The following is a 12,943-nucleotide window of genomic DNA, read 5'->3' on the forward strand; positions in this document are numbered from 1 at the left end:
GCCGAATTTGCTTCGGCTTTAATTTGGTTGCGTTAATTGTGTCAACAGAACCTATTAGATAATTGTCTACGCTAATATATATATAGATAGCTGGTGTCGCTGTTTACAAAACTAAATTTTTCGGATCGATATTGCGGTCGTTAAGCGAGGCTTTATACCTTAGAGAGGTGAAGGTTTTGCTTGAAACTTCAAGCTTGCCATCAAGCATGATGTTGTTATTTTTCTCGTTCTGAGATTAGAACGTTTTTCTGCTTCATCTCTACTAATACCAACTGCCCGAAAATTATAGATTTTTTTAATAATTGTGGTAGATGAAAACAAGTAAAACCATTCAACAATTTAATATACAGGTCAAAACAAAATTAGAAGAATTACAAGAGGTGCTGCAGTGGTTTGAAGGTTTGGTTTTTCCTTCTATTCCTAAAAAAATGGGCTGGCAATGTGAAGTAGCACTGGTAGAAGCTTTTACAAATGCAGTACGCCACGCACATCACAATTTGCCTGAAACTACTCCTATCGAACTAGAAGTAGAATTTTTCCCTAATTTTCTAGAAATGCGCATTTGGGATCGAGGTAAACCTTTCGATCTTAATGCCGAACTCAAAGCAAGCGAACTAGAAGTTAATTCTTTGGAAAAAGAAGGCGGTAGGGGACTGCAGTTTATCAACAAATTAACCGACGAAATGCAGTATTTAAACTTACCAAATCGTCGTAACTGTTTGGTAATGCGCAAGAAATATCTCGAAAAAACAGTTAAAGATAATTAATCAGATAATTTAGTTTCAATACTCATGCGCGATCGCGTCTTAGCTTGGTTGCAAAACAATGTTTCTAGTAATCGTCTACAGCATATTTTGGGAGTAGAACGAACTTGTATCGAACTGGCGCGCTGCCATCATCTCGATACCAACAAAGCTGCTATAGCTGGTTTAATGCATGACTTAGCTAAATTTTTCCCAGCCGATAAACTACTTAAGATGGCACGACAAGCTGACATTGCCCTAGATTCCATCTGTACGACTCATCCACATTTACTTCACGCAGACGTAGGAGCGATAGTCGCCCAAGAAGAATTTGCCGTTGAAGATCCTGAAATTTTAACCGCTATTGCCAATCATACTTTAGGCTCTCCCGAGATGAGCCAGCTAAGCTGCGTGGTGTTTATTGCCGATGTTATCGAACCAAATCGTGGTGATAACTCAGAGTTGGAAGTCTTACGACGAATAGCCCCAAAAAACCTCTATCAATGCGTACGGCGAACTAGCGATTATTCTTTAAAACACTTGCTCGACAGACATAAGACAATTCATCCTCGTACGATTTTAACTCGAAACTGGGCACTAGCTATGGAATGAGCGATTTTTAGAAACAGTTTAGTAACAGAGCTAAAATATTATTCTTTTCGATTAATCTTAAATTTAATGGTTGACAAACTTTTAAGTTACATTCATAAAGATAGCGACTTGAATCCCAGTCTATTTACTATGATTACTAACAAGAACGGTTGCTTTAGAACTGTTCTCTAAACAGCCACATTGGAAAGTAGAGCACAAAATTTTGAAATTTTAATGAGAAATTCATCATCAGACAAATTAATAGATCTAGCCACTCAAAACAATAATTCTTTTCCTCTAACCACAAGTCAACAGCTAGCTTGGGAAATAGCTACAGCCGCAGACGAAAAAAAAGCTGCTGATATCGTGTTGTTAAAAGTAACGGATGTATCATATCTCGCTGATTATTTTATTGTCGTTACGGGATTTTCCAGAACTCAGTTACGAGCGATCGCCGACGCGATTGAAGAGCGAGTTGCATCAGAATTTCAACAAGAACCAATTAGAGTTTCGGGCAAAGCAGAAGCCAACTGGATCGTACAAGACTATGGAGAGGCGATCGCTCATATTTTTCTGCCTGAAGCTAGAGAATATTATAATTTAGAAGCATTTTGGGGACACGCCGAAAGAATAGAGTTTAGTCAAGCACAGCTAGAAAAATAGCCATGAAGGAATCTCCAGTCGATTTTTGCCCAGTTCCGCGAGAACAGCAACCCATATACGAATATGAAATCTTAAAAGATTCCTGGTTTTTTTGTTGGGCAACTTTGAAATTAAACAGCTACCATCGCAAATTAGCTTGGTGTGCTTTTTGGGGTTGGTTAGTGGCTGCACCGATCGCCGCTACTAGTTATGTGCCTTATCGCTATCCGCTCAAATTTGCCTGCTCCAGTATTTTTGGAGCTATCTTACTGATAACTTTGATTCTAACGAGAATGTACTTGGGTTGGGCTTATATTCGCAGTCGCCTCAAACAAGACCGTATCTTTTATGAGGAGTCTGGCTGGTACGACGGACAAACCTGGATCAAACCCGATGCCATGCTCGCTCGCGACCGGCTGATTGTTTCCTATCAGATAGAGCCAATTATGCTGCGAATTAGAATCACCTTTCTATTATTAATCGTCATCTCAATTCTGAGCAGTTTGACTTGGCTAATTTTAGAATAAACTCTTCAAACAAACATATATTTTTGTAATTCAACGAATGACCAGAGGAAAGCGTACCCATACACCAATATTAGAAGTTCATCTGCTAAGAGAAGGAATCACTGAATCGGTTCACCACATAGAAGCTACAGTTTGTGACGATCGCAATCGCCCTTTGTTAGTCGCAGGTAGCTGTGAAACTTCGGCATTTATTCGCTCGGGATTAAAACCCTTTCAGGCACTTGCCGTAACTACAACGGGAACTCTCAAACGTTATGAGTTAACCGAGCGAGATTTGGCAATTATCTGTAGCTCCCATCGAGGTACGATCGAGCAGTCTCGCCAGGCCTTTAACATTTTGTGGCGTGCTGATGTCGATCCTAGCGCGCTTCAATGTTCCGTACCTTTCGGTAAAAAAAGTGCCCTACAGCATAATTGTTCTGGTAAACACGCTGGGATGCTAGCTGTTTGTCGGCATCGTAACTGGCCAATTGAAAGCTATCTCGAGCGGACTAATCCGGTGCAGCAGTTGATTTTAAGTCAAGTATCGGAGCTACTGGGAATGCCTGGAGAAGAATTAATTGGAGCGCGAGACGACTGTGGTGCGCCTACCTATTCAATGCAACTCCAGCAAATGGCTTACTTGTATGCTCAACTTGCGGCGGGTAACAATCTGGATTTAAAGCGAATTGCTCGCGCCATGATCTATCATCCTCGAGCGATCGCCGGAGATGGTGCTTTTGATACCGAACTGATGCGCCTCAGCGAAGGAGTAATTGTCAGCAAGTCGGGAGCAGAAGGGATTCAATGTATCGGTCATCTTGGAGAAGGAATGGGCTTGGCAATTAAAGTCAGAGACGGTGCCAGACGAGCTAAATATGCGATCGCCATTCATTTGCTCAAGCAATTGGGCTGGATCGCTCCAGCAGTCTCCGAGATTTTGTCAGAAAGTTTCTTAAATATCGGTAAATACATCCGTTTAGAAACTTCTGGAGAATTATCGATGCTGTAGCTGGATAGAACAATGCTCATCTGGCTAAAGTATTGTCGAGCTGAGTATCGGTTTGCCCTGAGATATGAATGAATATTCTTTTGCCTCTATGGGAAATTTGCTAGTATGCCTCGATTTACCTCAATATAACCGCGCTCGCAAACTGTAAAATGCTCTTTTAATCGCTGGTGGGCTTGGGGTAAGGCATGAAAGGGAATTGAAGGATAGAGATGATGTTCGGCATGAAAGGGCATATTCCACATTAAAAATTTAATCGGAAACCAAGTTAAAGTAGTGCGGGTGTTAGTTAAAGGGTTGTTGTCGTTACTGCAACCTGTATGTTCGGCGATGAGAATCATTCGTAAAATTGGCTGTCCTACCGCTAAGGGCAGCAACCAATAAATAACAAACCAAGGATGACCTACTGCTACTGAAAGCGCGATCGCCCCAGCATAAACTGCAAGCTGAAAGCGAGTCGATCGCACTATTTCATCTCTGACATTTTCAGAAACGTAGGGATAGTTATCTAATTTTCCCGTTGCCAGACGATAGTAGGTTTTAAATTTACCCGACCACCAGTTAAAACCGCTTATTTCTGTGAGGTATTCTCTAAAATTTGTGGGTTTGGGATCTTCTAATTCGGGGTCTTTGCCACTAATCTGGGTATAGCGATGGTGCCACTTGTGATAGCGACGGTAAAAAGTGCTGTTATAAAAAGATAGAACTCCAGCAAACCAAGCAACCGTATCGTTGAGACGATTGCTAGCAAAAGCCGTACGATGGACGCATTCGTGAACTACCGCAAACATCGATGCCAAACTAAAGCCGTATAGAACTATCATTGGTAGGGCTATTAACCAATTATCTAAATTACTGCCCCAAAGATAGCCACTGACTCCCATTATCGCCAGGTGTCCCCCTAAGTGAACTAAACCTTGTCTATTAGAACGGGTATTTAAATCTTTTAACTCACTAACAGATAAGATTTGTCGCGGTTCGGATGGGATTTTAGTTGCTTCAGATAACCCAGGTGTCATAGTGTATGTTTACCTCGCAAACTTATTATAACAAGCTAATCTATCTTATTATAATAAGTCAGCAGTTCAAAAAAATTCAAGCAAATAAACTTAGCTCGTGTCATCACCACTGCATTTATCTATCTCCGAACAACTGCGCCAACAAATTATTGATGGCGAATATACTCCCGGTGCTAAACTACCCAGTGAAAGTGAACTTATAGAGCAGTTTCAGGCAAGCCGCATCACCATTAGAAGAGCGGTCGCCAATTTAGTAAGGCAAGGTTTAGTTCATACCCATCAAGGTAAAGGAGTATTTGTCACCAAGAAACGTAAAGTCGCCCATACTCTTTCGAATCCCCTAAAATTTCTAGAAGACGATTTAGCACGTCAGGGGATCGAACTATCGCTGCAAAATATTACCTTCGAACTCATTACTGTACCTAGAGCAGTGCAAAAAATTCTCCAATTATCTCCAGATAACCCGATTGCTTATTTACAAAAGAAACTCTTGTTTATTGACAAAGTACCTGGGTGTGTCGATATCACCTACATTGTGCCCAACATCGGTCAAAACTTGGCAGCAGAGTTACAACAAAACATGACTTTTCCCGTGTTGGAACGAAATAATTATCAGATTGAGCGAGTAGAAGCAATTATCGAATGTACCAATGCTAATCTCGAACTCAGCGAGTATTTAGAAGTTCCTTTAGGTCATCCCTTGCTCGTCTATCGTCATACTGCTTATACAACCGACAACCACCCCTTAGTTCACGGAGAGTCGATTTCTAGAGGCGATCGCTTTTGTTATGCTGTTAGCCAGCAAAGATAACTTTATGTTTGTGGAGGTATCAGCAAAGGTAAGATTACTGTAAAAGTAGTACCGACATTCCAAAAACACTATAAGTATTAGTGGTAGTTTGTAATATTTTTAACTCCGGCTCTTGAAGTACTAAAACTACTCCGTCTGGTTGTATTTGAGCCGTAGTATGAATAGCTTGTCGTTCTAAATTAATCAGATCGATATTTTGGGTTTGTATATCAATTCCTTGCTCGGTCGATAGCAATCGTCAAACAGACAAAGTTTAAATTAGACCAATGTTCAGAGATTACTGCGGAGACAAGCTCCGCAGTAATCTCTGACTTTATATTTCTCAACAAAAACAAGTAAATTTAATTTATTGATTTGTAGGCTATCGCAATTGCTATTTAATTTTTCAAACGATCGCCTTTAATACTACTTTTATACTTGCAATTATTAATCCCAGAAAACAACAGCACCGATCGACTATAAATTTTCGATAATTTGTTGAAGTAAAGAAGAATAGATCGCTGTCTAAAACTCTTCGACAATCGAACAAAAGTTAACAATTATTTTTTCGCTTTCCTTATAGGAGAGAGATTGAGGGGGGTCATACAGGTAGAATTTTTATAACGCGCTCTCTTGTTTCAATAAAAAATGATAACTTTGCTAGTCTCAGATTATGTTGGATCTCTATCCATTAAATATTACTCAATCCGAGTGCAAGAGCGAGCGCATTATTATTGTTAATCCTTATTTTTAGCATCGGTTTAACCCGATTCCTACCAATTCCATGAGGAATTTAAGCTTAGATCCATTCTAAAAAAGCGATCTCCTTAAATTCCCTCTCGCCAACGATACTTACCGATACTTTCTTTAATCCAGCCTTTTTTGCCAGCTCCTTTGCTTAAAGTGTTACTAAAAGCACCATAGGCTCTGGTTTTGGTTTCTCCCGTCAATCCTTCAGGATAATAATACTTCAAAATATCATCAGCACTCATTACATGAGGATAATGTTCTTGCAAACATCCAGCTACAGCATCGCTAATAGTTTCGTACGGTTCTAGCAAGGGTGAATAGGGTAGACGAGATGAAAAAGGTTTTCTCGTTTCTTTGGTCTTGCTTCGTTTTTTACTACCGCGAGTGGCTTTAGTGCCAGAACTTGTAGATTTGGAGTTAGCTTTAACCTTAGTTTTTTTTGTCTCCGTAGTACCTTGCTTGGATTCGGTACTGCGGTTAGTAATTTCTTGCTCTGTCGCTGATGCTTGAGTCTCAGGTACATTTTCTGGTGAGTTTTCGACATTCAAAGGCTCTGACTTGGCGGTTGTCTTGCCATTACCAGAAAAATCGCCAATTTCGGAAGTAGTTTGGGTTTCTATCTGGTCTCTATCGCAGTCTGTTAAGTCAGCTAGGTTTTCTTCTACTTCCCCTGCTGCTGAGGATTCGGCTTCAGGCATTTCTGTATCTAACGTCGAGTCTGTAGGGCTCGCTACTTGACTCGTTTCATCGACTTGCTTCTGAATGACAGCACCATTTTCTGACTGAGAATCTTTTGCTAGAGGATTGAGCAAGGCTTCGATACTTGCCATTTGTTTTTCAACTAGCTTAATTTCCTTAGAGTGTTGTTCGACTAATTGTTGGTAATAGTTAACCGACGAGTGATGATAGTTAGCCAATTGGCGATAGTAGTCAATAAGCTCGTTTAAAGCTTGTTGAGCCACAATTGGTCTTGAGGGTGCTTGGGGTGGTTGCATGGTTCGTGGAGCATTGTTGGTCATCAATAATATCTAATACTTTTTTTCTAGGTACTTTCTAACATCTTATTAAAGTTTTGGACAACTGGCTTTTTTTACTTTGTACGGGATAAAAAATAAAATAGTTGCTGCTTGAGAATTGGCACAGCCAGATAACAGAATTATTTTTCTCGAACCCGACCGAGAACGATTCAGCTTCAAACAACTTAGACAAACTGAGAGTGAGACTGGCGAATTTACTAAAATATTTCCGATCGCAATTCCGCCCAATTGCTCTATCCTAATTTATTGTGATCTTTAGATAAAAATACTCAATACATGAAAGCATTAGATGATAAGGCGATCGTTAAAGAATATTTTAACGCAAAGGGGTTCGATCGCTGGCGCCGAATTTATGGTAACGCTGAAGATGTCAATAAAGTTCAGCAGGACATTCGCGTCGGACATCAGCAGACGATCGACACGATAATTGAATGGTTGCAGCAGGAGGGTAATTTAAGCGAGATCTCGGTTTGCGACGCTGGTTGTGGTGTGGGGAGTCTGAGTATTCCCTTAGCTCAGTCAGGAGCGAAAGTTTTTGCCAGCGATATTTCAGAGAAAATGGTAGAAGAAGCCAAAACTAAAGCGGCATCAATTTTGGAAGACACTAGCAAGTTGACTTTTGTCGTCGAAGATTTAGAGGCTTTAAGGGGAAAATACCATACCGTTATCTGTCTGGATGTTTTAATTCACTATCCTCAAGCAGAAGCGGCAAAAATGATCGCACACTTAGCATCTCTAGCCGAATCTCGCATTATTCTCAGTTTTGCACCCAAAACAATTTTACTGTCAATCTTAAAAAAGATCGGGGAATTTTTTCCCGGTCCTTCTAAAGCAACTCGCGCCTATCAACATCAAGAGTCGGAGATTATCGCTATTTTAGAAAAGAATAACTTTGTCATTAAACGTCAGGGAATGACTAGCACTCGCTTTTATTTTTCGCGTATTTTAGAAGCAGAACGACAAATATAGCAATTCTAATTCGAGCGAAAAACCGAAATATGGCTTGTTATTAGTCATTAATTTTTTGTCATTTGTTTGATTATGTTGATGAGCGATTCATCTCAATTTATTGCTACCGAACTTTTTGGAGAGCGAGGAGAAACAGGAGAACAGTTAGTTTGGGAAAGCATTAAAGCTAGCTTTGGCGATCGTCGATGTTTGGCATATTGGCGTTATCCTATCTTTTCTAATCGAGGTAAATTTCGTAAAGAACCAGATATTTTAATCGCCGATTATTTATTGGGTTTAATTGTCATCGAAGTTAAAGCAATAAATATTGAAAATATCGTTGCCATTCACGGACATCGTTGGGAATATCAAAATTTTTATACTGACTATGGTAATCCCTATCAACAAGCGGAAAATCAATTATCGGCGTTATTAGAGTATTGCGAGCGCGAACCTTTATTAAACCGACAAGTAGCTGCTAGGGTAATGGTTGCCTTACCCTTAATTACTGAAGCAGAATGGCAACAAAAAAGCTTTAACAAACTGCCAAATAATCCACCTATTTTATTTAAAAATAATTTGAATTCACCGAGACTAAGTTTAGAGGTTATAAGCAAAACTTCGACGATAAGAACGGGAACTTCGCTAACTTTAACTCAGTGGCAACTATTATTGGCAGTTTTGGGAGGTACGTCACTGTATATTCAACCGTATCAACATAGAGAAAGGGCAAATCATCGCCGAAGTAAAATTATCCAACAGGCGCGATCGCGACTCAATCGATTAGACTTACAACAAGAAAAAATCGCCAAACAAATACCTCCAGGAATGCAAAGAATTAGAGGTATTGCAGGTTCTGGTAAAACAGTAATTCTCTGTCAAAAAGCGGCATTGATGCATCTCAAATATCCTCAGTGGCGTATTGCTTTAGTCTTTTTTTCGCGAAGTTTATATGAAAAAATAACCGAACAGGTGGATAAATGGATACGTCATTTTACTAAAGGCGATCGCGGCTATAATTGGCAGCAGTCTAACTTAAAAATATTACACGCTTGGGGCAGTAGAAAACAAGCCGGTTTTTATAGTACTGTTTGCAAACTTAAGGGGGTTAAACCTCTAAGCGTTAATAATACCGAAATTCAAGAACCTAACGAAGCATTAGCAGAAGCTTGCGTTCGTCTATTGGAATCTACTACAATACCGCAAATTTATGATGCAATTTTAATCGACGAAGCACAAGATTTAATCGTAAATCGTTGGAAATATCAAGATAAACAACCTTTTTATTGGTTAGCATATCAAGCTTTAAAACCCGTTAATCCTCTTTATCCCGAACAAAGAAGACTGATTTGGGCTTATGATGAATTTCAGAGTTTAGATAGTTTGAATGTTCCCAATGCCAGCGAACTATTTGGTGAAGAATTAGAACATTTAGTTACGGGTAAATATAGTAATAATATTAACAAAACGGAAATTTTAACTTGTTGCTATCGAACTCCTAAACCAATTATAGTTGCCGCTCATGCGATCGCGACGGGATTATTAAGAAAATCGGGAATACTTACGGGTTCTATTTATCCCGAAGAATGGCAAGCACTAGGCTATCAAATAAATGGTAAATTGGTAAATGGCGCACCAATTTCTCTCAAACGCCATGACATAAATTCACCCAATCTCGTTAGCGAATTATGGTCTGGAAATGTTATTGAGTTTAATAAATTTTTATCTCGTCAACAAGAACTATCGGTTTTATCGGATAAAATTAAATATAATTTAGCTACAGATAAATTGCAAAGCGGTCGTGAAATTCTAGTTATAGCTTTGGGAACTTCATACGATGCAGCAGAACTAGAACGGGAAGTAGCGAGGTTTTTAATCAGACAGGGAATCGATATTTATCTTCCGACAAATAGTAGGATTAATACTTTACATACTGAATTAGATGAACGTTTACCAGACTGTTTTTGGCAACCAGGAGCGGTAACTATTTCTACTATTTATCGAGCTAAAGGACAAGAAGCAAATATGGTATATTTAGTTGGCTTAGATAATATTGCCAAATGGGAAGATAATTTAGCTTTACGCTATCAGTTATTCGTCGCTTTAACTCGCTCTAAAGGATGGGTAAATCTAAGCGGTATTGGAGATTACGATCTATATCGAGAATTAGAACGAATTATTGCTAGTGGCGACACAATTAAATTTACTTTTAGTAGTCCTACTCAAAGAACCATTGCGGTAGGCGATCGCGCCGAACTAATACGAGGCTTTGCTTTGGGAAGAATTAACTTTCGCCAGGCTAATTTATCCCAAGCAGATTTATCGGGGTTAAATTTAGTAAATATTAATTTAATCGATGCTAATTTAGCTGGTGCTAATTTAACCGATACAAATTTATCGGGAGCTAAACTAATTGCCGCTAATTTATCGGGAGCAAACTTAACTAATACCAACTTCACCAAAGCCAAATTAATTGGAGCTAATTTGCTCGAGGCTAATTTAACTAATACTAATTTCACCAAAGCCAATTTGACCAATACGATTTTGGATAACACTTAAATAAATAGAAAAGAAAAAAATATCTAGCCCACCCAAACTTGTAACCACTAACTAGCGATTTATATGCCCGTATATTTATATTGGGGAGAAGACGATTTTGCCATTGCCAGAGCCGTAAAACAATTACAGCAGAAAGTTCTCGATCCCAATTGGCTACAGTTTAATTATCACAAGCTAACTGGCGATCGCAGCGAAACAATTATTGAAGGTTTAAACCAAGCTATAACTCCTGTATTTGGTATGGGAGGACGTTTAGTATGGCTAGATGATACTACTATTTGTCAGCATTGTTCTCAAGATACTCTGACAGAATTAGAGCGTACTTTAACGGTTATTCCCGATAATTCTCATTTACTGTTAACTACTGCTAAAAAGCCAGACGGTAGATTAAAGTCTACCAAGCTGATTAATAAATACGCCATAGTAAAAGACTTTAGCTTAATTCCACCTTGGAAAACTGAATTAATTGAAAGTAAAGTCAAACAATTTGCTAAAGAAATAGGAGTAAATTTAACTCCTCAAGCAGTAAGATTATTGGCTGAGTCGGTAGGAAATAATACTAGGCAGCTATGGAATGAACTGGAAAAATTACAGACTTATCAGGGAGAAAATAATACTTTAACCGATGAAAATATCGTATCGGACTTAGTTATTTGTCATACCCAAAATAGCCTCAAACTAGCTGCAGCAATTAAAGATGGCAAAACGCAAACAGCTATAGAATTAGTTATGGGTTTGATAAATCGCAACGAACCCACTTTAAGAATTGTTGCGACTTTAGTCGGACAGTTTCGCACCTGGACGATCGTCAAACTAATGCAGGAAGCAGGAGAAACAGACAATCGCGCCATCGCTTCAGCAGCAGAGATTAATAATCCCAATCGACTATATTATATTCGCCAAGAAATTGCTCCTGTTTCTGTGCGTCAGTTCGTGGTTGCCTTACCCCTACTTCTAGAATTAGAATACAGTTTGAAAACAGGAGCCGAACCCGTAGCAACCCTACAAACCAAGGCGATCGAACTTGCCAATCTATTTAAATAATTAAGCTAAAGTATACTTTTTAAGTGCAGCGGCCAGTCATTTAGAAAGAGTTAAATAACTATATCTAAAGCTAGAAGAATTTTAATAGCGCTTATTTCTATTTTAAAAATAAAAGATTAAAAGGCATTGCCAAATTGAGAGAGCAACTCGATTTTTTTTGTTCGGGTAATGTGCCTAAGTCCCAACTCTGAATGACTTCTAAATTATTTTTCTTCCAAAAATTATATCTGTAACAGTAAGACCAATTAAAACGTTAATTTATAGCAATCTAAATATCTAAATACTAGTAAATAGAGAGGAGATCGAACTGATGAAAAATTATGCTTTGTTAGGATTTTTATTAGGCACCACAGCACTATTGCCATTTGGAATTGATAGTAGCAGACAAGCTATAGCGCAGCAAGAACAGCCAGATGCAACTATAGAGGGTATAACCGATAGCACTGGAGAATGGCTTGGTAAGACGGTAACCGTCACTGGAACTATTGAAAACGTACAAGAGGGAGCAGCATTTACTATAGAAGATGAAGCTTATCTAGACAGTGAGAGAATTTTAGTAATCAATCGTTCTGGGCAACCAATACCCGAATTACCCGCAGAAAACGTTGCCTTACAGGTAACGGGAACGGTAGAAAGAGTTAAGGCAACAGAATTTATTGAAGGTAGAGATGTAAATCTTTCGTCTGATAATGTACCCTCCGATTTAATGAATAAGCCTGCTATTTTTGCCGAGTCAATTATTCTCGCTCCCGATCCTAGAGAAGTAATAGAAGTTCCTTCCAATTATTACAATAGGGAGGTTGTTGTAGAAGGAAAAGTAGCAGAAATCTTAAGCGACAATGCTTTTACTCTCGCTCAACTTTCGTATGCTTTACCAGAAGATAAAGATTTACTAGTACTGAACCTGACTTCTGAGCCGATGCCTACTGACCAAGCCGAAGTATCGATTAAAGGTATAGTTCGTCCTTATGACCGCCAACAGTTAGAACGAGATTATGGCGCACAAATCTTTACCGAAGAATTGGATGAAAAATATTCTAACGCCGGAGTATTAATAGTAGAATCAATATCTCCTGTCAATGTAGACGCGAGCGAAGTAGAAGTAGACGTTACTCCCACTAATTAATAACTAACTAGTTTGAAATTTTAGGCGATCAAAGCTTTTTATCGATTAGCAGTTAGTAATTACTGAGCGTGTTCCTTGGCGATATTACCTCATAATGTCATGATTTTTTTGTGATATTTATATTTTTGTTAAGGCATTTTTTTGAGAAAATAGTTTAGTTTAAAATTAACGATTGCCTA

Annotated in this window: 13 protein-coding genes; 10 read left to right on the forward strand and 3 right to left on the reverse strand. The window is 38.8% G+C overall.

The features are described from left to right. Window positions 1-311: 311 nt before the first annotated feature. The 5 genes from ACLFKQ_RS18895 to ACLFKQ_RS18915 all read left to right on the forward strand — a co-directional run bounded on the left by ACLFKQ_RS18895 (window position 312) and on the right by ACLFKQ_RS18915 (window position 3,494). Window positions 312-767, forward strand: a complete 456-nt coding sequence (locus ACLFKQ_RS18895) for an ATP-binding protein (protein WP_449001310.1) — start codon at window positions 312-314, stop codon at window positions 765-767. 24 nt (window positions 768-791) lie between these two features. Then, window positions 792-1,355: a bis(5'-nucleosyl)-tetraphosphatase (symmetrical) YqeK gene (gene yqeK, locus ACLFKQ_RS18900; RefSeq protein ID WP_449001311.1), complete on the forward strand. Its 564-nt coding sequence runs from the start codon at window positions 792-794 to the stop codon at window positions 1,353-1,355. Between the two features lie 213 nt (window positions 1,356-1,568). Beyond that, entirely contained in the window at window positions 1,569-1,997 is a 429-nt protein-coding gene (gene rsfS / locus ACLFKQ_RS18905; protein ID WP_449001312.1) for a ribosome silencing factor, read from the forward strand. A 2-nt stretch (window positions 1,998-1,999) separates the two neighbouring features. Beyond that, entirely contained in the window at window positions 2,000-2,503 is a 504-nt protein-coding gene (locus ACLFKQ_RS18910) for a CGLD27 family protein (RefSeq protein ID WP_449001313.1), read from the forward strand. A gap of 37 nt (window positions 2,504-2,540) precedes the next feature. Further along, window positions 2,541-3,494 (forward strand): asparaginase, encoded by a 954-nt coding sequence (locus ACLFKQ_RS18915; protein WP_449001314.1) that lies wholly within the window; start codon window positions 2,541-2,543, stop codon window positions 3,492-3,494. A gap of 86 nt (window positions 3,495-3,580) precedes the next feature. Here ACLFKQ_RS18915 and ACLFKQ_RS18920 read toward each other — a convergent pair whose 3' ends face one another. Continuing rightward, window positions 3,581-4,510, reverse strand: coding sequence for a fatty acid desaturase family protein (locus ACLFKQ_RS18920; RefSeq protein ID WP_449001315.1), 930 nt, complete (start codon window positions 4,508-4,510; stop codon window positions 3,581-3,583). Window positions 4,511-4,607: 97 nt separating this feature from the next. Between ACLFKQ_RS18920 and ACLFKQ_RS18925 the strand changes: the two genes are divergently transcribed. Further along, entirely contained in the window at window positions 4,608-5,321 is a 714-nt protein-coding gene (locus tag ACLFKQ_RS18925; RefSeq protein WP_449001316.1) for a GntR family transcriptional regulator, read from the forward strand. Between the two features lie 34 nt (window positions 5,322-5,355). On the opposite strand, the gene ACLFKQ_RS18930 is transcribed toward ACLFKQ_RS18925, so the two are convergent. Beyond that, on the reverse strand, window positions 5,356-5,556 hold the full coding sequence (locus ACLFKQ_RS18930; protein ID WP_449001317.1) for a hypothetical protein: 201 nt from the start codon (window positions 5,554-5,556) through the stop codon (window positions 5,356-5,358). Window positions 5,557-6,127: 571 nt separating this feature from the next. Then, window positions 6,128-7,069 (reverse strand): hypothetical protein, encoded by a 942-nt coding sequence (locus ACLFKQ_RS18935; RefSeq protein ID WP_449001318.1) that lies wholly within the window; start codon window positions 7,067-7,069, stop codon window positions 6,128-6,130. 294 nt (window positions 7,070-7,363) lie between these two features. Here ACLFKQ_RS18935 and bchM point away from each other — a divergent pair, with 294 nt between their 5' ends. From bchM to ACLFKQ_RS18955, 4 genes are all read left to right on the forward strand, one after another. Then, entirely contained in the window at window positions 7,364-8,056 is a 693-nt protein-coding gene (gene bchM, locus ACLFKQ_RS18940) for a magnesium protoporphyrin IX methyltransferase (RefSeq protein ID WP_449001319.1), read from the forward strand. Between the two features lie 78 nt (window positions 8,057-8,134). After that, complete coding sequence (locus tag ACLFKQ_RS18945; RefSeq protein WP_449001320.1) at window positions 8,135-10,594, forward strand: pentapeptide repeat-containing protein; 2,460 nt, start codon at window positions 8,135-8,137, stop codon at window positions 10,592-10,594. A 63-nt stretch (window positions 10,595-10,657) separates the two neighbouring features. Beyond that, on the forward strand, window positions 10,658-11,638 hold the full coding sequence (holA, locus tag ACLFKQ_RS18950) for a DNA polymerase III subunit delta (RefSeq protein ID WP_449001321.1): 981 nt from the start codon (window positions 10,658-10,660) through the stop codon (window positions 11,636-11,638). A gap of 310 nt (window positions 11,639-11,948) precedes the next feature. Further along, entirely contained in the window at window positions 11,949-12,764 is an 816-nt protein-coding gene (locus tag ACLFKQ_RS18955) for a hypothetical protein (RefSeq protein ID WP_449001322.1), read from the forward strand. Window positions 12,765-12,943 lie beyond the last annotated feature (179 nt).

The sequence above is a fragment of the Myxosarcina sp. GI1(2024) genome, from assembly GCF_053543375.1.